Origin of the sequence: Rhodococcus sp. NPDC058521 (assembly GCF_042719695.1) — a bacterium.
Lineage (GTDB): Bacteria > Actinomycetota > Actinomycetes > Mycobacteriales > Mycobacteriaceae > Rhodococcus_F.
The window spans coordinates 443,370-463,994 of record NZ_JBHXNL010000002.1 but is presented as its reverse complement, the minus strand read 5'-3'; the positions used below and the strand labels follow the sequence as shown (position 1 = coordinate 463,994).

Here is a 20,625-nt window from a genome sequence, read left to right as displayed (position 1 = left end):
CCGCTCACGGGTCTCCTGATCGAACTTTCGTGGTGCAGCCATTCCGTCATTCTCCTGGTGAGATCACGATCTCCACCAGACCCAGGACGGTTCAAGTCGCCGCCTTGGTGGACCCCAACATCACTATCAACTTCGAAGTTGCCTCGAAGGACGCAACACGCATGGGTTCGTTCGGCGGCGGTTCGAAGGTCAGGCAACTCTCCTTGTTCGTCAGTAGTAGGTTGCCGGATCGCGTTCTCGCTAATGTGCGGTCGCCTTTGCCGAACCGGGAAGCTGAAGGTTGGGCCATTGCGATATTCGCTGAGTGGTCCGATTACTTGTACCGCGTCCACACCGTTCGAAATGAGCTAGGACGATGGCCCACGCTGTTCATCGTGCTGATCGCGGACGATTCCGGGCTCGTGCTGGCGCCAGCAGACTACGAATGGGACGAAGCCGGAATAGGCGCAATTGCGAGACCGATAAAACTTGCCCCGAAAGAATTCAATCGAGAACTGCGTGACCGCCTGATCCGGTACGGCGACGTCACTCCTGTCGCAAGAAAGACGCATTGAACCTCGCCGAGAACCCCGACTGCTGACTCGATCGGGGTCCTCGTGCCCGGCCCTGTCATGGATCTGTGCGCTGTCTCGTTCATAGATCACACGAACAGGAGGCAAGATCATGAAACACCGGATTGTTGTACTCGGGGCCGGCTACGCAGGGGCGGCAGCTGCAGGATCCCTGGCACGTCGACTACATCCCGAGGACTTCGAGATCACCGTTGTGAACGCCGAGGCGGACTTCGTCGAGAAGATGCGGATGCACCAACTCGCTGCCGGCCACGAACTGCGGCGCATGCCCTTGGCCGACATGTTCGCGGGTACCGGCATTCGTCTACGGGTCGGGAAGGTAACTTCCGTCGATGCGGATGCGCGGACCGTCACCGTCAGTGGTGGAGTGGGTCCGGATCGGCTCGCGTACGACACCCTTCTCTACACGCTGGGTAGCACCATTGCCCATCGAGGAGTTCCGGGTGTGGACGAGCATGCCTTCCACGTCACCGGCAGACCTGCGGCGGTGCGTTTGCGTCAGCGTCTGGACGAACTGGACGGGAATGGCAGGGTGCTGGTGGTCGGTGGAAATCTCACCGGGATCGAGGCGGCCACCGAGATCGCCGAAGCCCGGCCGGGGACTGCACGTCACCCTGGCCACGACCGGGGAACTGGGCGGCTGGCTTGGAGTGAAGGCCCGCAACCATCTGCTGCGTGCATTCGATCGGCTCGGTGTGGAGATCCACGAGAACACCACGATCGACAGAATCGAGGAGGAAGGAGTCGTCACCGCGGACGGCATCTCGTTTCCGTCCGATGCGACTGTATGGGCCGCGGGCTTTGTGGCTCACCCGATCGCCACCGACAGTGGACTCCAGGTGGAAGAGGACGGCCGCATCACCGTCGACCGGATGATGCGCTCGGTCTCCCATCCGAACGTCTATGCCGCGGGAGACAGCGTGTTCACTCTCGACGACAACGGGCGACCGCTGCCGATGTCCTGCGCTTCGGCAGGTTTCACCGGGAATCAAGCGACCGCTGCGATCGTCGGGGATCTGACCGGACACGAGGTCTCGGAGTCGACCTTGGCCTACCTCGGCAACTGCATCAGTCTCGGCCAGAACGACGCCGTGTTCCAGATGGTCGACCGCGAAGCGACGTCGAAGACCTGGTCACTGCGGGGTCGACCGGGCACGCTCTACAAGAAGTTCGTTCTGAACGCCGTGGCGTGGCGCATCGTCCACCCGACGTACGGGATGCCAGCACGCAAGCGCCACGCGACGACCACCGAAGGCGGTTCTGTGGAAAGGGTATCGGCCTAGAGTGACGCTCATGGATACGGCCACCGTGGGGCGATTCGAGGCCAACCGAGACAGGTTGGCCTCGATCGCCTACCGCCTGCTCGGCTCCGCGGCGGACGCCGAAGACGTGGTCCAAGAATCTTTCATTCGCTGGCAGGCCGCGGATCGGACACACATCAAGGTGCCCGAGGCCTGGCTCACCAAGGTGGTCAGCAACCTGTCGGTCGATCGGCTCCGATCGGCCAAGGAACGCCACGAGCGCGCCGTGGGTGCTTGGTTGCCCGAACCGTTGCTGGACGGTGACCCGATGTTGGGGCCTGCGGACACTGCCGTGCAACGCGAGTCGGTCACTCTGGCCATGCTGACGCTGATGGAGCGGCTGTCACCGATGGAGAGGGCGGTATACGTTCTGCGCGAAGCATTTTCGCATAGTCACGGTGAAGTCGCCGAGATCCTCGACATCACCGAATCCGCCAGCCAGCAGCACGCGCTGCGAGCCAGAAGGCACCTGGCGTCCGAGCGAACAGCCACCGAGGTGGACGCCGATTCCGCGCGCCGAATCGTAGAGGCCTTCGTGGCTGCATCCGCATCGGGCCGCACCGAGCCGCTGGTTTCACTTCTCGCCGACGACGTAACCGCCGTGTCCGACGGTGCCGGATTGTCTGCGAAACTGTTGCACTTCGCCGGTGCCAAGAAGGTCTCGGCCATGCTGCGGGCGGGCTTCAAACCCACGCGAGCGAAGCACGAACTGCTGGGCGGTACGCCCTCGGTGTTCGCCGGCACGGTCAATGGCTCGCCGGCGATGATCGTCGGGTTCGAAGACCGAGTCGTCGGTGTGGTCGTACTCGACGTGGTCGGTGACGAGATCACGACGGTGCGCGGAATGGCGTCGCAGGCGCGCCTCCACCGTGTCAGCGAGGAATGGCGACGGCGCGATCACGGCCCCCCGATCATCGAATCCTGGTGATCGGGGCGCCGCGCAACATTCAGCCGTGTCGCCGACGGATCGGACGCTCAGTCGGTGCGGTCTGCAGCGTGTAGCAGCAGAATGGACAGATGGCGGAACGTGGATTCACCCCGACCCAGCTCGCGGCGCGTGCTGCCTACCTCCTGCGGGGCAACGATCTCGGCGCGATGACCAGCGCGGCTCCTCGCCTGTACCCGCACATGTGGAGTTGGGATGCGGCCTTCGTCGCGGTGGGTCTGGCGCCGCTGAGCGTCGAACGTGCAGTGGTGGAGCTCGACACGTTGCTGTCTGCTCAATGGAAGAACGGGATGATCCCGCACATCGTCTTCGCGAACGGCGTGGACGGCTACTTTCCCGGCCCGGCACGCTGGGAAACCGGACTGCTCGCCGCTCACGCACCCATCGACGTGCAGACCTCGGGCATCACCCAGCCTCCGGTTCACGCCATTGCGGTCCAGAGAATTCTCGATCATTCCCGGCGACACGGGCGCACGACGAGGGCGGTTGCCGACGAGTTCCTCGACCGACGCTGGCCGGATCTGGTTCGTTGGCACTGTTGGCTCGCGAATGCTCGCGACCTGGACGGCAACGGGCGGATTGCGCTGTACCACGGGTGGGAATCGGGGATGGACAACTCGCCGCGGTGGGACAGTGCTTATGCGAACGTGGTCGCGGGCAAACTCCCCTCGTATCTACGTGAAGACCTCAGCGTGGTCACCGATACGTCGCAGCGTCCCAAAGATCACGAGTACGACCGCTATCTGTGGCTGTTGGAGGAAATGAAAGCTGCTCGTTACGACGACGAGACCTTGGCGACCGCGATGAGTTTCGCCGTGGAGGACGTGTTCGTCAGCGCTGTGTTCTCGATGGCCTGTGACGTGCTGGCGACCATCGGCGAGGAATACGCGAAACCCCACGCCGACGTCAGGGAACTGCACGGCTGGGCCGATCGATTCCGGCAGGGTGTCCTTGCGACGACGGACGAGCGAAGCGGCGCAGCCCGTGACTTCGATCTGCGCTCGGGTCGTTGGATCGGCACCGACACCCTTGCCATGTTCTCGCCACTGCTGTGCGGAGGTCTCGGCCGCGACGCCGAACGTGCCCTGGTCAGGACCTTCGAAGGACCGAAGTTCTGTGGCCATCCAGACCTCCGCTACGCGGTGCCGCCGTCGACCTCGCCTGTGTCGGGCGACTTTCGGGCACGCGAATACTGGCGGGGGCCTGTGTGGCCGGTGATGACGTGGCTGTTGTCCTGGGCCTTCGCACGTCGTGGCTGGGCCGAGCGTTCTCACCTGCTGCGATCGGAAGGTTTGCGGCAGGCGAGCGACGGCAGCTTCGCGGAGTACTACGAGCCGTTCACCGGAGAACCGCTCGGCAGCATGCAACAATCGTGGACCGCCGCGGCGGTTCTCGACTGGCTCGGTTGAACATCGTGTAACAATCCTCGGTTACCCGGTGGCGGCGACCGTTACCCGTTACTCTCTGGCTATGACTTCGGGTACAGGGGTTCTTGTCCGACGATTCGCGGCCGTTCTGCTTGCAGGCGGACTTGCCGCAGCACTTCCAGGCTTTGCTCAGGCCGAACCGGTTCGGGGACCGGACGTGGCTTCGTGGCAGCATCCGGGAGGCTCGCCCATCGACTGGTTCGCGGTCCGCAACTCCGGCCACCAGTTCGCGATGGTCAAGGCCACGGAGAGCCTCAACTACGTCAATCCCTACTTCATCCAGGACTCGATCGCGATGCGGGTGGCAGGTATTGCCCGCGGCGCATACCACTATGCCGATCCCACGCAATCCCCCGAAGCGCAGGCGGCGTTCTTCTCGACCACGGTGTTGGGGATCAACGGCCCCGGCGACATGCCACCCGTTCTCGACCTCGAGGACGGCAAGGGGCTGCCGCCGGCCGCACTCATCGACTGGACGCACCGCTACCTCAATACAGTCCGGACTCTCACCGGGCGCCAGCCGATCATCTACACGTACCCCAACTTCTGGCGTACCCAGATGGCGAACACCAACGAATTCACCAACTACCCGCTCTGGATCGCCGACTACAACGGCCAGAACCAGCCTGGCCCGCTGCCGGGTGGATGGGCCAACTGGACGTTCTGGCAGTACACCAGCACCGGTCGGATTCCCGGCGTCAACGCCGACATCGACCTCAACGTCTACAGCGGCGCGCAGGGTGACTTCGGACGGTTCTCGAACGGAGGCGGCAGCCCCTTCGGAAGCTGACCTCGAGTCTATGTGCCGATCTTGCCGCCGGGCTTCCACGCCGCAACCACGGCCGGGCGTGGCTGGGTGTCGCCGCCGTCGGGCCAGTGCGATGCGGGGTTCTCGACGCTGGCGTCGTCGTCCTCGCCCGGGTGCTGGACACTGACGAGCACCCGATCCTCGGTGACGATGGGACCGCAGGTCTCGGCGCCGACCGGAACCGACAGGAACTGCTTCGTCTCGCCCCGGCGGTCACCCTCGAGGACGACGCTGAAGAGGCCGTCGTTGGCCTTCAGTGCGTTGCCGTCGGTCGAGATCCACAGGTTGCCGTGCGGATCGAACGCGACGTTGTCGGGGCAGGAGATCGGGCTGACCGCCTGCTTGTCGAACCCACCGAAGTAGGTGTCCGCTTCCTTGGGATCGCCGCACACCAACAGCAGGTTCCAGGTGAAGCTCGTGCCCGCATGGTCGTCGTCGAGTTCGAGGACCTGGCCGTTCTTGTTGGTGTTGCGCGGATTCGCCTCGTCCGCGGCCGCTTTCCCGTCCGTGCCGCGCTTGTCGTTGTTGGTCAACGCGACATATACCTTGCCGGTGTGCGGGTTGGGCTCGAAGTCCTCGGGGCGATCCATCTTGGTGGCGCCCACCCTGTCGCCTGCTTGACGGGTGAACACGGCGACCTCTTCGGCGCTCATCCCGTCGACGAGCGACTCGCCCTTACCGTCCTCGTTGGTGCGTAGCAACGGAATCCACTTGCCGGTGCCGTCGAACTTTCCATCGGACGGAAGCGTTCCGGACCCGTCGATCTCGTCCGACGAGTTGCCGGTGAACTTGGCGACGTAGAGGGTCCCGGCATCGAGCAGCGTCATGTTGTGACGCAGTGCTGCCTGACCGTTGCCGTCCATCTTCTTGCGCGTGGACACGAACTTGTATATGTAGTCGAACTTCTCGTCGTCGCCGCTGTAAGCGACCACGGTGCCGTCGTCCGTGATGTGGATGGTCGCTGCTTCGTGTTTGAAACGTCCGAGTGCGGTGTGCTTGACGGGCACCGACGATGCGTCCCACGGGTTGACCTCGACCACGTACCCGAATCGGTTGACCTCGTTGGGTTCCTGGGCGATGTCGAACCGCGGATCGAAACGCTCCCACAGCCGTTCGGATGCACCACCCTCGATGCCGTAGCGCTTCAGGCGATCCGCAGCAGCGGGATCGGTGACGGTCTCGGCATTCGCGAAGTACTGGTTGAAGTTCTCCTCGCCGGAAAGAACCGTGCCCCATGGGGTGACGCCACCCGAACAGTTGTTGAGCGTTCCCGCCACCTTCGCGCCGGTAGGGTCAGCCGTCGTCTTCAGGAAGTCGCTTCCCGCGGCGGGTCCGGTGACGACGAACTCGGTATTGGCGGTGATGCGACGGTTCTGGGGACCGAATTTCGTTGTGAGCTTGCCGGATCCGGACTCGCCCTCCACCTGAACGACGGACAGGCCGTGCGCGTTGATCCCGATCTGGAACTGCTCGAGCGTGGGGTTCGCGGGGTCGTACCCACGGAACATGAACGGTTCGGTGCTGTACTCGTGGTTCACGACCAGGAGGAACGTGTTGGGCTGACCGTCGACAGGCAGCAACCCGGCGAAGTCGTTGTTGTAACCGAACTGCATCTCCTGCGCCTGCGGAGTCTGATTCTCGAAGTCGAAAGCAGGGGCACCTTCGATCACCGGATCACCCCAGCGAATCACCACGGCCTGCTCGTAGCCCTCGGGAATTGTGACGGCGTCGTCGGTATTGGGGGCAACCGCGTCGAACCTGGTGCCCACGGGTGCCTCTCCGTCGCCGGCCGCGTTCGACGAACTGCCGTTCCCCGATGCGGAATCCGAGTCGTCGGAACACGCGGCGAGCACGCTGCCGGCGCCGACCGCGACCACGGCCATTCCCGTTCCCCGGAGCACCCCGCGGCGCGACAGCGCCGACCGTGCGATGTCGCGGAAGTACTCACCCTGGGAAGTGTTGGGCACCTCGTGTGCGCACTGGTTGCCGCACTTGTACTGGCACGTGACTGATGCGCGTGAAGAATTGCCGTCGTGCTTCACGAACAGCGCAAGAGGTTTCAATCCCACGGTTACTCCCGAATCGAGTTATGGACAACTCGGGCACCGTAAGAGTCTCAGACGTGCGAAAGGGAACGCCTGCGTGAACGATCGGACAACGAGGTGACCCTAACTACCCCTGTGAGTGGTTGACGAGTCTCCGTACTCGTCAACCACTCACAGGGGTCAGAGGACCTGGGACAGGAACTGCTGCAACCGTTCGGTCTCCGGCTGGTCGAACATCTTGTCCGGCTTCCCCGTCTCGACAACCGCGCCGTGGTCCATGAAGAGGACGTTGTCCGACACCTCCCGGGCGAAACCCATCTCGTGCGTCACGACGACCATCGTCATACCGCCCTTGGCGAGGTCGGCCATGAGCGCGAGGACGCCTTTCACCAACTCCGGGTCGAGTGCGGAAGTGGCCTCGTCGAAGAACATGACCTCCGGCTTCATGGCCAGGGCCCGTGCGATCGCCACCCGCTGCTGTTGGCCGCCGGACAGGTTCCCCGGACGCGAATCTGCCTTGGCGGTGAGCCCCACCAACTCGAGCTGCTCGAGTGCGACCTGACGCGCTTCTTCCTTGCTCATCCCCTTGAGCTTGCGGGGGCCGAGCGCCACGTTGTCGACGACGCTCTTGTGCGGAAACAGGTTGAAGTGCTGGAACACCATCCCGATTCGCTGACGCAGCTGATCCGGGTTGTCCTTCAGCACCGAACGTCCGTCGAGCAGTACGTCGCCCTTATCGGGTTCGTGCAGTCGGTTCAGTGCACGCAGCAACGTCGACTTTCCGGAACCCGATGGGCCGATGACCGTGACGGTGTTGCCCGCATCGACGTGAATGTCGACGCCGCGCAGCACCTTGTTGTTGCCGAACGCGAGATGGATGTTGCTGCCTGTCAGTGACACGGAGCTCTTCTGGGAAACGGAGTTCTTGTCGGAGACCGTCATGGCCTATCCCCTTTCCACGACGATGGACTGTTCCACCGGATCGAGCGTGCCGGACTTGTCTGCGCGGCCGGTGCGCAGACGGTTGTCGATGTAGTTGACGAGATGGGTGAGCGGAATGGTCAGGACCAGGTAGAACAGGCCGGCCGCGACGAGTGGCGACAGGTTTCCGGTCTGTGCGTTGAGGTCTCGGCCAACTGCGAACAGTTCCCGCTGAGTGACCAACAGCCCGAGGAAGTAGATCAGCGACGAATCCTTGATCAGCGAGATGAACTGGTTCATCAACGCCGGCAGCACTCGCCGAACACCCTGCGGAATCACCACCAGCGACATCGACTTTCGGTAGCTGAAGCCGAGGGCGCGCGACGCCTCGAGCTGACCGGGTTCGACGCTCTGAATACCCGATCGGAAGATCTCGCCGATGTACGCGGAGGCGAGCAGCGCGAGAGCTGCGGCGCCGAGCCAGTACGGGTTGCTACCTGTCAGATTCTTCACGACCGGACCGACACCGAGACCCACGATCAGGATGATGACGACCGCAGGAAGTCCGCGGAAGATGTCCGTGTAGATGCGGGCGGGCCACCGCAGCCACCGGGTGCGCGAGATTCCTGCCATCGCAAGCAGCATGCCGAGGACCGTGCCCACGATGCCGGACGCGAGCGCAAGGATCAGTGTGTTCGGCAGGCCGGTTTTCAGCAGGTCGGGGAACGCACGCTTGTACAGCTCCCAGTCGAAGAACGTGTCCTTCAACTGCTGCAGTGTCGATTTGGGCGCGGCAGCCTCGGTGGGCTGTTCGTTCGCGGCATTCTCGGCGGCGATGGCCGCGAAGTCGGGCAGCTCGGGACTCGGCGCCGCCTTGCTTCCCGGCTTCCATCCCTCCGGAAGTTGGCGCGGAACCCAGTCCGAGTACAGCTGCGAATAGGTGCCGTCCTCGATGACGGCGTCCAACCCGGAGTTCAGCGCGTCGATCAACGGCTGGTTGTCCCTGGCGACACCCCAGGCGACGAAGTTGTTGACACTGAACGTGTTCTCCACGATCGACGTCGGATCGCCGGGAGCGATTGCACCTTCGGCCTGCTGCGATGGAGCAACCCACGCGTCGATCTGCCCGGTCTTCAGATTCGCGTACGCGGTGTTGTAGTCCGGGAACTTCACCGGGTCGAGGCCGAGTTCGTTGACCACGTATTCGTCCTGCACCGTTCCCTGCACGACACCGACGCGGGTGCTGGGGTCCAGCGAGCCGAATCCGGTGATGGCGCTGCCGTTGGGAACGACGAGAGAGAAGTACCCGAAGTCGTAGCCGTTGGTGAACCCGACGGTGCCGCGCCGTTCATCGGTGGTGGTGATCGACGACGACCCCACGTCGAAACGGTGCCCCGCGACCTGCGCGAGTAGTCCGGCGAACTCGGTGCCTACGAAGTCGACACGCAATCCGAGTTTCTCGCCGACGGCTCGCAGAAGTTCGTTGTCGTAGCCGGTGAACTGGTTCTCCGAGTTCACGCAGATGCTCGGGGGCGCGTCGGAGAGGGTGCCGACGGTGAGGACTCCGGGGGTGATCAGATTCAGTGCTGACGTGTCGATCTGATCGATCGGGGTCACGGCCGGGGTCGTGTACCGATCCTCGGTCTCGGTGGCCGCCGCAGAATCGAAGTTCGTGGGTACGGCCGTGGACGCCCCCACGCCGGGTGGGGCGCACAGATCCGACGGCGCAGCGTCGCTACCGCCATCGCCGCTCGAACAGGACGCCACGGTGAAGGCCAGGACGGTGGCGAGTATCAGTGCCAGAGCGACGCGCAGTCTGCGGGCGACGGAGGAAAGCATCTTTGCAGCGTAAGCCCCACCACCCCGAATCCCGACCAATGTCACACCGGTTTCGCCGAATGCGACCGGTGTGACATTGGTCGGCAGTGGAAGAGGTCAGGCGAGCCCGGAGAGAGGCGGCGGATTGTTCTCGTCGCGCCAGGCGATGGCTTGCTTCAATTCGGTGAGGTCGTACTCAGGTCCGCCGACACCCACGGTGAACAGCGTGACACCCGCATCGACGAACTTTCCTGCTTCCTCGATGCCCGGCCACGCCAGCGAATGCGCGATGTCGGCCGGATTTCTGCCCTTGTCGGCGCAACGATCAGCGAGAATCCCCGCCTTGCGGGCATGGGTGTCGATGTCGCTGAAGCTGTGCCAGATATCTCCGTGCTCGGCGACGAGAGGCAGAGTCTTCTGCTCGCCACCGCCGCCGATCAGTATCGGGATGTGCCGGGTGGGCGCCGGGTTCAGCTTATCGAGCCGAGAAGTGATGCGCGGCAGATACTCACCGAGCAGCTTCAGACGCGAACCTGCCGTCCCGAACTCGTACCCGTACTCGTCGTAGTCCCGCTCGAACCAGCCGGCACCGATCCCGAGGATCAAACGCCCGCCGCTGATGTGGTCCACCGTGCGCGCCATGTCGGCCAACAGATCCGGATTGCGATAACCGCCGCCGGTCACGAGGGCGCCGATCTCGACCCGCTCGGTCTGCTCCGCCCACGCCCCGAGCATCGTCCAACACTCGAAGTGGGCGCCGTCGGGATCTCCGTACAGCGGATAGAAATGGTCCCAGTTGAACGCCACGTCCACGCCCGCATCCTCGGAGCGCAACACCGCGTCGCGGATCTGCCCGTAATCAGGGGCCTGCTGGGGTTGAAGTTGGACGCCGATACGAACCTGACGGTGCATGTGAGGGCTCCTTGGAGTTGGCTTCGGAGGCTCTCACCATTTTGCGCGCCTCACACGGCAGGCACAACGAGATCAGCTGTCAGCCAGGCGCTGTGTCATCCACTGCAACAGCTCGGGGAAGGCTGCCGGGCCGGCGGGAAGGTGGTTGATGCCCGCCACGGGAATCGGGGGAAAGTCGAACTCGCGAACCGTCATGTCCGTCGCGCCGGCGTCGTGCCAACGCTGCACGAGTGTCCGGGTCTGTTCGACGGGAACGGTGTCGTCGGGGACTCCGTGACTGATGAAGACGGGTTTGCTCGGGGCCGTGAATCCGATCGTGTTCTCGTCGACTATCGACGCGAACGGCTCGTCCGCCAGGTGTTCTCGCAGTCCCCGACCGTCCTTGGTGACGTTGTGGAACTGCACACCACCGAATCGCGCGGAGTCGCTGACGCAGTCGTTCGTCGTCTCGTCGAGTATTCGCAGGCCTTCGTCGTTGAAGATGTCGCGAATCGATTCTGCCCTGTCCGGGTACGCGGCGATCATGCCGTTGAGAACGTAGAAGAGATTGCCGGCGAGCGAAGTGCCGTCCGTGTTGTCGATGTTCAGGGTGATGTCCGCGGGCGGTGCGCCGACGTAGGTTCCCTTCAGGTTCAGCTCCGGGGCGTGGGACGGCGCCAGTTCCGCCGCTGCCGCCGATGCATGGCCACCTTCCGAATAGCCGTAGACGAGAACGGGTGTGTCCGCCTCCGTCGTCGCGGCTCTTGCCACGTCGAGGAGCGCATTACCCGCGCCCTGCCGATTGAGATAGGTGTGGACTCCGGGGGTGCCGAGCCCCTGGTAATCGGTGGCAGCTACCTGATAACCCTGTGCGAGAAATGGTGTTATGACCGCCATGTCCTGCGAGGAGCCCACACCGTGCGACCCGGCGCAGCGGTCCGCCAAACCACTCGTGCCCGGCGCGTAGGCGACGACGGGTCGTGGACCCGGTCCGTTCCAGGGAACGTCCGGGGTGATCGTGTACCCCGAAACGACCATCGGGTTTCCGTTGGTATCGGTGGATTTGTACAGGATCAGCTCGGCGTGGGTGGCCGGCAACGCAGGTATCGGCACGGCACGCACGACGTCGCCGTCAGCATGCTCCGCCAGATCGAGGACGGGTTGCTGATAGAGATCGGTGCGATCGTCGGCGTTCGCGATGCCGGGCGCGGCGGCGAAGGCCAATGCGGCGCAGGATGTGACGACGACAGAAGCAATGGAACGATTCACTGGAACAACCCCCATGGTCCCCTGGTTTCGTATGCTCTCGTTTCGCTGTACGAATTACAGCACGTTCGGTTGCCAGTTGCTTGCCAACGCGCCGGGGGAAGGGGGTTAGGAGAGGGTGACTCCGGCCGCCGTGAGGGTGGCACGCAGAACGAAACCCGACTCCGGGCCGATGATCTCGCTCACCAACGTCAGGTAGCGGTCCAAGAACTCGGGGCCGTGGGCCGGGTCGACGCGGGCCCCTGGGTCGTCCGGGTGCGACGGGTCGAGATGGTGTGCCAGCTCGTGCAGCACGACCAGCTCACGGAACGCCCACGCGGTCCCGCTGTGGTACTCGGGAACGGCGATTGCGGCGCAGTCGCTCTCGTAGTGTGCTGCGCTGTTTCCAGCGCGGGCGCGAACGTGCACGGGTACCGAGGCCCGCTCCCATCGCGCACGAACCCAGTTCAACGCGAGCACCCGATCGACGTAATCCTGAATCGACTCGATCGACGCGAACCGCCGCTCGACCGGCAGCGTGACCTCCGACCCGATCAGTTCCACCGTCCGTACCCCGGTGTCGTCTGCTCGATCGAACATGTTGCGCACCAACTGCTCTGCTTCGTAGACGAGTGCGCGCTGCGAGTCCCGTCCCGGCTTCACGGCAGCTGCTTCTTGGCGACCCCGAGCTCGGTGGCCGGCCCGAGCTTTGCCGTCCGAGCGGCGCGGTCGCCGGCCCTGCGTGCGGAGGACGAATGGCCCGCTGCAGCCTTCCCGCCACGCCAGGTGCCGCGCGCCTTGGACTCCGTCGTGTAGTAATCGCGTAGTTCCAATTCCTTGTCCCGCAGAGCAATTGCAGTTCCCGGTGTGTCGGTCTCGGCAACCGTGCGGGTCTCCGTGCGTGCTTCGTCCAGTCGCTTGCCGATCCGCTCCGAGTACGCGAGTTGAAAGTTCAGGCGTGCGGTCACACCTGCCACGGGGCGACGCACCTTCGTCGCGGCACGTCGACGCCCGCGCTTCTCGACCACCGTGCGCACCGTCGTCTCGTTTCGGTACTCCCCCGACTTGATGTAGGCGTCCGACGCCCGCACCATCTGCACGAGGAGGCTCGAGTACAGGGCCTCGCACGCATCGATATCGCCCGCGAACCCGTATGCATAGATGACGGCCGAACTCTGCGCGATGTCGCACCGGACGTCGTTGGCGGCGGCGATCACCAGAAACAGCTGCGCGTACGTTCGCAGGCCCTTTCGGCCCGGTTCGCCGACGGTGATCAGACGCTGCGTCGGCGTCGCCCGCTTCTCACGTCCGGACGCGTGCGCCCGAGCGACCGCGAGATCGATGGACGCGGTGGTTGCCAGGCGTTGCGCGGCCGCCATGAAGGCGTCGCTCTCGTGCGAATTGTCGGTGGATTCCGCTTGCCGGAGGAGTCCACCGATGCGGGTCAGCATCTTCTCCGAACTCACGTGGGCGATACTAGGCGCCGGTGCCGCTTGCGCCCACCCACTTCGACTCGGATCGTCCGGCACGTTCCTGCCGGTGGAAGGGAACTATCGACTCATGGCGACAGTTACGTACGACCGCACGACCTGCCTGTTCCCCGGCTCGCAGAAGCCGGCGGTGGACGCACTGGATCTGCAGATCGAGGACGGCGAGTTTCTCGTCCTCGTGGGCCCGTCCGGATGTGGAAAGTCGACGTCGCTGCGCATGCTGGCGGGACTCGAGCAGGTTCACAGCGGCCGCGTCCTCATCGGCGACAAGGACGTCACCGTCCAGGAGCCCAAGGAACGCGACATCGCAATGGTGTTCCAGAACTACGCCCTTTACCCGCACATGTCGGTTGCGGAGAACATGGGATTCGCCCTCAAGCTGGCGGGTGCGTCGAAGTCGGATATTCGGTCACGCGTGGAGGACGTGGCCAAGCTCCTCGATCTCGAGCAGTACCTGGACCGTAAGCCGAAGGCCCTGTCCGGCGGTCAGCGTCAGCGTGTGGCGATGGGCCGTGCGATCGTCCGCCAGCCGCAGGTGTTCCTGATGGACGAGCCGCTGTCCAACCTGGACGCGAAGCTGCGGGTGCAGACCCGCACCCAGATCGCCCAGCTGCAGCGTCGCCTCGAGACGACCATGGTCTACGTGACGCACGACCAGGTGGAAGCGATGACGATGGGGGACCGCGTCGCTGTTCTGAAAGACGGCCGGCTGCAGCAGTGCGCCACCCCCCGCGACCTCTACCGAAGCCCCGCGAACGTGTTCGTGGCCGGATTCATGGGTTCACCGTCGATGAACCTGTTCACGCTCCCCGTCACGGAGCAGGGTGTGCAGTTCGGCGACACGGCGATTCCCGTCCCCCGTCAGTTGCGTGGCGAGAACAGCGAGCCCGAGGTGGTCGTCGGTGTGCGCCCCGAGCATCTGGAACTTGCGGCGGACGGAATCTCGATGGACGTGGCCGTTGTCGAGGAACTCGGGTCGGACGCCTATATTTACGGCCGCACCTCCATCAACGGTGCTGCCCAGGAGATCGTCGCCCGTGCCGATTGGCGTAACCCGCCGCGCAAGGGTGAGACCGTCAAGCTGCATGTCGATCCGGAGCAGCTGCACCTGTTCTCGGCCGTGGATGGACGACGTCTGAGCCGCTGAGCGGGCGACATGGGGATCCCGGCGCGCCGGTCACGACACGCGACGTGACCGATTCAGCTTGGGGGTAATGCCCCGTTTGCCGGGTGGTCCATGCCACAGTATGTTCCGACACCGCGACCGGTGCCGTAGTTCAGTGATGCCGATCGCGGGTTCATCCGCCTACCAACCGGGAGTACTCCATGGTTCAGATTACGAGAGCGGTTCGCCGCGCAGCCGTGTTTGCGACAGCTGCGTCGCTGGTAACGCTCACCGCTTGCTCGAGTGACAGTGGCGATGCCCAGTCGGAGAACCTCGACGGCCGCGGACCCATCACGTTCGCGATGGGAAAGAACGACACGGACAAGCTGACGCCGGTCATCGAGCAGTGGAATGCCGCTCACCCGGACGAGAAGGTCGAGCTGGCGGAACTGGCCGGCGAGGCGGATGCGCAGCGCGACAAGTTGGTCCAGTCGCTGCAGGCCGGCAACTCCGAGTACGACGTCATGGCACTCGACATCACCTGGACCGCAGAGTTCGCGGCCAACGGATGGCTGCAGCCGCTCACGGACGAGCTGGCGATCGACACTTCCGGACTGCTTCCCGCCACCGTGGACAGCGCCACCTACCGTGACGTGCTGTACGCAGGCCCGCAGAACACCAATGCGCAGCTTCTCTACTACCGCAACGACCTGGTTCCGGCAGCGCCCGCGGATTGGAAGGCGCTGACGGACAGCTGTGGCGTCGCGGCAGAGAACAACGTCGATTGCCTGCTCACGCAGCTCAAGCAGTACGAGGGTCTGACCGTCAACACCACCGAGGCGATCAACTCGTGGGGCGGTTCGGTCGTCGGTGAGGACGGAAGCACCCCCGAGGTCGATTCCCCCGAGGCCAAGGCCGGCCTGCAGGCTCTCGTCGACGCCTACGCTGCGGGCCAGATCGCGAAGACCTCCACCAGCTCCACCGAGGAGGAGACGAACCTCGCGTTCGTCGACGGCAAGTCGATGTACGCCTACAACTGGCCGTACATGTACAGCAATGCCGAAGAGGACGGTTCGGCCGTGCAGGGCAAGGTCGGCGTCGCGCCGATCGCCGGCCCCAACGGACCCGGCGCTTCGACTCTCGGTGGCTACAACAACGGCATCAACGTGAACTCCGAGGCCAAGGCGACCGCCCGTGACTTCATCGAGTTCATCCAGAGCCCCGAGGTGCAGTCGTCCTTCGCGGACCAGTCCTTCCCGCCGGTTCTCGCGAACGTGTACGACGACGAGTCGCTGATCGCCAAGTACCCGTACCTCCCGGCGCTCAAGACGGCCCTCGAGACCGCCGTCCCGCGCCCGGTCACGCCGTACTACAGCGACGTGAGCCGTGCGATCCAGGACAACGCCTACGCCGCGATCACGGGCGGGAAGTCGGTCGATCAGGCGGTAGCGGACATGTCCTCTGCCATCGAGGTCGCTTCCAAGTAGTCAGTTAGTCAGTTCGGATTCGAGACGAGGGGCCGGGTACCGAGGAGATGGTCGACACCGCTGTGCGGACCGAGAAAGACGAGCCGGAGGTCTCTGTCCGCAAGAAGCGGGATCTGCGAGCGGTGTGGCTCATCGCACCGACGATGCTCATTCTCGCGGTCGTCATCGCGTACCCGGTCCTTCGTGCGATCTACTTGTCCTTTCAGCAGGACAAGGGGATCGATCCCGATACCGGCAGATTCACCGATGGTGGATTCGCAGGTTTCGATCACTACCTGCAGTGGCTCACTCAGAACTGCGGTTCGGGTGCGGGTTCGTGCCCGCCCGGTACTCTCGGCGCCAACTTCTGGCCGGCAGTCGGGACGACGTTGTTCTTCGCGGTGGTCACCGTGTCCATCGAGGTCCTTCTGGGACTTTGGATGGCCACGGTGATGGGCCGCTCGTTCTTCGGTCGGTCGATGCTTCGGGCGAGCGTCCTGATCCCGTGGGCCATCCCGACCGCCGTCACGGCGAAGCTGTGGTTCTTCATCTTCGCCAACGACGGAATCGTGAACCGCGTGCTCGGCACGGACATCTCGTGGACCACCGACCCGTGGGCGTCGAGATTCGCGGTCATCATCGCGGATGTCTGGAAGACGACACCGTTCATGGCCCTGCTGATTCTGGCGGGCCTGCAGATGATTCCGCAGGACGTTTACGAGGCGGCGAAGGTGGACGGTGCAACCGCGTGGCAGCGATTCACTCAGATCACCTTGCCGCTGGTGAAGCCGGCGTTGATGGTGGCGGTGCTGTTCCGCACGCTCGACGTTCTGCGCATGTACGACCTGCCGGCGATTCTCTCGGGCACGAGCGGTGGAACCCCCACCACCACGGTGTCGATCCTCGTCGTCGCGGACATGCAGGGCGGCAATTTCAACAGCGCCTCGGCCCTGTCGACTCTGGTGTTCCTGATGATCTTCGCGGTGGCGTTCGTGATGGTGAAGTTTCTCGGGGCCAACGCGGTCCGCACGCAGGACGATCAACGTAAGGGAGAAGTCAAGTGATGGCGGGCAGGCATCGGTCACCGGATCTGGATTCGGACACCGAAGTGACGCGCCCGGAGAAGCCGCCGGTGTATCGCCGACCGATCGCACCGATCGTCCGGACCTACGTGGGCGTCGTGGCAATCCTGATCTGGGGTCTCGCCCCGTTCTACTGGATGGTGGTCACCGCTTTCAGGAGCGTGGACCACACCTTCGACACCACCCCGTGGCCGACGTACGTCACGCTCGACAACTTCCGGGATGCGCTGTCCACCTCGAAGGGCAACGACTTCCTCGGTTCGATCGTCAACAGCCTCGTCATCGGAGCCGTCACCACTGCGGTGGCCCTGCTGCTCGGCATCTTCACCGCCTATGCGCTTGCCCGAATCGAGTTCCGGGGCAAGTACGTCGTGACGGGTGTCGTCCTGGCTGCGTCGATGTTCCCGGGCGTCGCTTTGGTGACGCCGCTGTTCCAGCTGTTCGGCGACCTGAACTGGATCGGTCAGTATCAGGCGCTGATCATTCCGAACATCTCGTTCGTGCTGCCGTTGACGATCTACACGCTGACGTCGTTCATGCAGGACATGCCGTGGGAACTCGAGGAAGCTGCGCGCGTCGACGGCGCAACGCGCGCGCAGGCATTCCGTCTGGTGATCCTGCCGCTGGCGGCGCCGGCGCTGTTCACCACCGCGATCCTCGCCTTCATCGCGACCTGGAACGAGTACATGCTGGCGAGTCAGCTGTCGAACCGGGCAACCGAGCCGGTGACGGTCGCGATCGCTCGCTTCTCGGGCGGTGACGCGTTCACACAGCCTTACACCGCCGTCATGGCGGCAGGCACACTCGTCACGGTGCCGCTCGTGATCATGGTTCTGGTCTTCCAGCGTCGCATCGTGTCCGGACTGACCGCCGGCGGCGTCAAGAGCTGACATGCACCCTGTTGCCAAGCGTCAGCGGCTGGAACTGCTGGTAGGTCTGCTCGGCTTCTTCACCGTGATGGCTCTGATCTCCGCGGTCGGCCAGATCGTTCAGGGCACACCGAGCATGATGTCCTCGCTCGTTCTGTTGGTGTGCGTGGTGCTGACGGGGCTGGCGATAACCGCCCTGATGCGGGTGCGGCGCAGGTCCTGACCGGGCCGAAACTGTGGCCTGTGTCCCTGCGGCCTGGCAGAGCTGAGCTCGTCACAGTTGGCGGGAAATGGCAAACATAGGTATGCCTGGATGGAATGATCCGTGAAGATCGGATACGCCAACCGGGAGCGTGTAAGTGAGTTCACCTACCAATCCGCCGGGTGAGGGGCCCTCGCCGTCCGGCCGTCATACCGCGGAAAACGCCAGTACAGGCGTGCCTACTGGTGCGGACGGACCCCCTCCTGCGGGTTCGAATACTCCCAAAACGGACCATCGGTGGCGCAACGTTCGGCGCTCGATTCTCGTGGTTGCCGTTGTGTTGCTGGTGGTGCCGGCCCTCGTTTTCGCGATCGCGTACGTCCGCGCAGAGGTGCCCAAGCCCTCGGACATGGTGACCAATCAGGTCGCCACGATCCTCGCCGCCGACGGCACCTCCGAACTCGCCAAGGTGATCCCCCCGGAGGGGAACCGCACCGAGGTGGACCTGACGGAAATCCCCGAGCACGTGCGTAACGCGGTGCTTTCGGCGGAGGATCGCAACTTCTACTCGAACCCCGGCTTCTCGATCAGTGGTTTCACCAGAGCTGCACGTGACAACGTCCTCGGCAAGGACAGTGCGGGTGGTGGCTCCACGATCACCCAGCAGTACGTGAAGAACGTGCTGGTCGGCTCGGACCGCAGCATCACCCGCAAGATGCGTGAGCTCGTGATCTCGACCAAGATGAACAACGAGTGGTCCAAGGACGAGATCCTTGCCGCGTACCTCAACACCATCTACTTCGGGCGTGGCGCCTACGGTGTCGACTCCGCTGCCCGGGCGTACTTCGACAAGCCGATCGGCGAGTTGAGTGTCGCCGAGGGCGCGGTGCTCGCGGCGGTCATCCAGAGCCCGTCCTACCTCGATCCCGAAGCGAATCCGGACAAGCTCGAATCCCGGTGGAACTACGTCCTCGACGGCATGGTCGACATGGGTGTGCTCGACAGCGAAGAACGGGCGAACACCGAGATGCCGGTCGCGGCACCGGCGAACCGCCCGACCGAGGCGAACTCCGAACCGGGACCCAACGGACTGATTCGCAATCAGGTGCTGCGGGAACTGGGCGAGGTCGGGATCAGTGAGCAGACCCTCAACACGGAGGGGCTGCGGATCACCACCACGATCGACCCCAAGGCGCAGGCTGCTGCCCTCGATGGTGTGCACAGCACCCTCGAAGGCGAAGATCCCGAGTTGCGTACCGCGGTGGTTTCGGTCGACCCGAAGACCGGTGGAGTCAGCGCCTACTACGGAGGCGAGGACGGCAACGGTTACGACTACGCGCAGGCTCCGTTGCAGACCGGCTCATCGTTCAAAGCATTCGGTCTCGCGGCTGCCCTCGACCAGGGCATTCCCCTATCCGCGCGCTACAGCAGTGCTCCTCTGACGGTCGCCGACCTCGAGATCGGCAATGTCGAGGGTGAGTCATGTGGGGTGTGTTCCATCGCCGAAGCCACCAAGCGATCGCTGAACACGAGCTTCTACCGGCTGATGATGTCCATGGAGGACGGACCTCAGGCCATTGCCGATGCGGCGCACGCTGCCGGCATCCCCGAACAGATTCCCGGACTCGACGGTCCGAGCCTGAGCCACGAAGGTGGCCCACCGGAGGGTGGCATCGTCCTCGGCCAGTACCAGGCGCGGCCGATCGACATGGCCTCTGCGTACGCGACGTTCGCCGCGTCGGGCATCTACCGCAAGCCGCACTTCGTGCAGAAGGTCGTGGACGCGGACGGTGACGTGCTTTTCGAACGCCGGCCGGACCCCGGCGAGCGTCGCATCGACGAGGCGGTGGCCGACAACATCAGCCAGGCGCTGATGCCGGTGGCGTCCTACTCGAAGGGTCACGGGCTGGCCGGTGGACGCCCGTCTGCGGCGAAGACCGGTACGGCGCAGCTGGGCGAGACCGGCGAGAACAAGGACGCCTGGATGGTCGGCTACACACCCTCGTTGTCGACGGCAGTGTGGATGGGCACGGCCGATGCCACGGCGATCAACAACAGCTGGGGCGGGCTGATCTACGGTTCGGGACTTCCGTCGGACATCTGGAAGGACACCATGGACGGTGCCCTCGAGGACACCGACTGGGAGGACTTCCCGTGGCCGGATTCGATCGGTGGCCAGGCTGGTGTGCCCTCCGGCGGAGGCGGTGACAGCAGCAGCTACGACAGCGGGGGCACCACCACCGGCAACAGTGGCGGCAACACGGAGAGCGGACAGCAGCAGCAGCCGCCTCCTCCTGCCGAGGAGCCCGCCGCGCCGCCGCCCGTCGAGGTGCCGCCGGTCGAGATTCCGACACCGGCGGAGCCGCCGCAGCAGGTGGAGATTCTGCCGGGGGTCGTGATCCCCCTGCCCGGGTAACACACCGGCGTTCGGTTGAAG

The 20,625-nt window shown here is 64.3% G+C and carries 18 protein-coding genes and 1 pseudogene; 12 read left to right on the top strand and 7 right to left on the bottom strand.

The features are described from left to right. The 6 genes and pseudogenes from ACFWO3_RS06390 to ACFWO3_RS06365 all read left to right on the top strand — a co-directional run. On the top strand, nucleotides 1-554 hold a 554-nt coding region (locus tag ACFWO3_RS06390), incomplete at its 5' end, for a hypothetical protein (protein WP_378574956.1). Between the two features lie 109 nt (nucleotides 555-663). Further along, nucleotides 664-1,101: pseudogene (locus ACFWO3_RS06385) on the top strand (FAD-dependent oxidoreductase); the annotation flags it as partial. A gap of 121 nt (nucleotides 1,102-1,222) precedes the next feature. Next, nucleotides 1,223-1,855 carry an NAD(P)/FAD-dependent oxidoreductase gene (locus ACFWO3_RS06380; protein WP_378574953.1) on the top strand — a complete coding sequence of 211 codons (633 nt, stop codon included), beginning with the start codon at nucleotides 1,223-1,225 and terminating at the stop codon, nucleotides 1,853-1,855. Nucleotides 1,856-1,865: 10 nt separating this feature from the next. Then, nucleotides 1,866-2,801: a sigma-70 family RNA polymerase sigma factor gene (locus ACFWO3_RS06375; protein ID WP_378574951.1), complete on the top strand. Its 936-nt coding sequence runs from the start codon at nucleotides 1,866-1,868 to the stop codon at nucleotides 2,799-2,801. A gap of 89 nt (nucleotides 2,802-2,890) precedes the next feature. Next, entirely contained in the window at nucleotides 2,891-4,228 is a 1,338-nt protein-coding gene (locus tag ACFWO3_RS06370) for a glycogen debranching protein (RefSeq protein ID WP_378574949.1), read from the top strand. 61 nt (nucleotides 4,229-4,289) lie between these two features. After that, the gene (locus tag ACFWO3_RS06365) at nucleotides 4,290-5,036 is read left to right on the top strand and encodes a glycoside hydrolase family 25 protein (RefSeq protein WP_378574947.1); all 747 of its coding nucleotides are present in this window, start codon (nucleotides 4,290-4,292) and stop codon (nucleotides 5,034-5,036) included. Nucleotides 5,037-5,044: 8 nt separating this feature from the next. Here ACFWO3_RS06365 and ACFWO3_RS06360 read toward each other — a convergent pair whose 3' ends face one another. The 7 genes from ACFWO3_RS06360 to ACFWO3_RS06330 all read right to left on the bottom strand — a co-directional run bounded on the left by ACFWO3_RS06360 (nucleotide 5,045) and on the right by ACFWO3_RS06330 (nucleotide 13,440). Further along, nucleotides 5,045-7,123, bottom strand: a complete 2,079-nt coding sequence (locus tag ACFWO3_RS06360) for a PhoX family protein (RefSeq protein WP_378574944.1) — start codon at nucleotides 7,121-7,123, stop codon at nucleotides 5,045-5,047. Nucleotides 7,124-7,279: 156 nt separating this feature from the next. Then, the gene (locus tag ACFWO3_RS06355) at nucleotides 7,280-8,041 is read right to left on the bottom strand and encodes an amino acid ABC transporter ATP-binding protein (protein WP_378574942.1); all 762 of its coding nucleotides are present in this window, start codon (nucleotides 8,039-8,041) and stop codon (nucleotides 7,280-7,282) included. 3 nt (nucleotides 8,042-8,044) lie between these two features. Further along, the gene (locus ACFWO3_RS06350; protein ID WP_378574939.1) at nucleotides 8,045-9,859 is read right to left on the bottom strand and encodes an ABC transporter substrate-binding protein/permease; all 1,815 of its coding nucleotides are present in this window, start codon (nucleotides 9,857-9,859) and stop codon (nucleotides 8,045-8,047) included. A 96-nt stretch (nucleotides 9,860-9,955) separates the two neighbouring features. After that, nucleotides 9,956-10,750: an LLM class F420-dependent oxidoreductase gene (locus tag ACFWO3_RS06345; protein WP_378574937.1), complete on the bottom strand. Its 795-nt coding sequence runs from the start codon at nucleotides 10,748-10,750 to the stop codon at nucleotides 9,956-9,958. Between the two features lie 72 nt (nucleotides 10,751-10,822). Then, a complete protein-coding gene (locus tag ACFWO3_RS06340) occupies nucleotides 10,823-11,998 on the bottom strand; it encodes a lipase family protein (RefSeq protein ID WP_378574934.1) in 1,176 nt (391 codons plus the stop codon). Between the two features lie 105 nt (nucleotides 11,999-12,103). Continuing rightward, nucleotides 12,104-12,637, bottom strand: coding sequence for a TIGR04338 family metallohydrolase (locus tag ACFWO3_RS06335; RefSeq protein WP_378574931.1), 534 nt, complete (start codon nucleotides 12,635-12,637; stop codon nucleotides 12,104-12,106). Continuing rightward, nucleotides 12,634-13,440: a DUF2786 domain-containing protein gene (locus ACFWO3_RS06330; protein WP_378574928.1), complete on the bottom strand. Its 807-nt coding sequence runs from the start codon at nucleotides 13,438-13,440 to the stop codon at nucleotides 12,634-12,636. The genes ACFWO3_RS06335 and ACFWO3_RS06330 overlap by 4 nt, the downstream gene beginning before the upstream one ends. 94 nt (nucleotides 13,441-13,534) lie before the next feature. Between ACFWO3_RS06330 and ACFWO3_RS06325 the strand changes: the two genes are divergently transcribed. The 6 genes from ACFWO3_RS06325 (at nucleotide 13,535) to ACFWO3_RS06300 (ending at nucleotide 20,604) form a co-directional block, all read left to right on the top strand. Continuing rightward, on the top strand, nucleotides 13,535-14,611 hold the full coding sequence (locus ACFWO3_RS06325) for an ABC transporter ATP-binding protein (protein WP_378574926.1): 1,077 nt from the start codon (nucleotides 13,535-13,537) through the stop codon (nucleotides 14,609-14,611). A gap of 179 nt (nucleotides 14,612-14,790) precedes the next feature. After that, a complete protein-coding gene (locus ACFWO3_RS06320; RefSeq protein WP_378574924.1) occupies nucleotides 14,791-16,056 on the top strand; it encodes an ABC transporter substrate-binding protein in 1,266 nt (421 codons plus the stop codon). A 47-nt stretch (nucleotides 16,057-16,103) separates the two neighbouring features. Further along, nucleotides 16,104-17,099: a carbohydrate ABC transporter permease gene (locus tag ACFWO3_RS06315; RefSeq protein WP_378574922.1), complete on the top strand. Its 996-nt coding sequence runs from the start codon at nucleotides 16,104-16,106 to the stop codon at nucleotides 17,097-17,099. Beyond that, a complete protein-coding gene (locus ACFWO3_RS06310) occupies nucleotides 17,099-18,007 on the top strand; it encodes a carbohydrate ABC transporter permease (protein ID WP_378574920.1) in 909 nt (302 codons plus the stop codon). The genes ACFWO3_RS06315 and ACFWO3_RS06310 overlap by 1 nt, the downstream gene beginning before the upstream one ends. A gap of 1 nt (nucleotide 18,008) precedes the next feature. After that, entirely contained in the window at nucleotides 18,009-18,209 is a 201-nt protein-coding gene (locus ACFWO3_RS06305) for a hypothetical protein (RefSeq protein WP_378574918.1), read from the top strand. Between the two features lie 214 nt (nucleotides 18,210-18,423). Further along, nucleotides 18,424-20,604 (top strand): transglycosylase domain-containing protein, encoded by a 2,181-nt coding sequence (locus ACFWO3_RS06300; protein ID WP_378574915.1) that lies wholly within the window; start codon nucleotides 18,424-18,426, stop codon nucleotides 20,602-20,604. Nucleotides 20,605-20,625 lie beyond the last annotated feature (21 nt).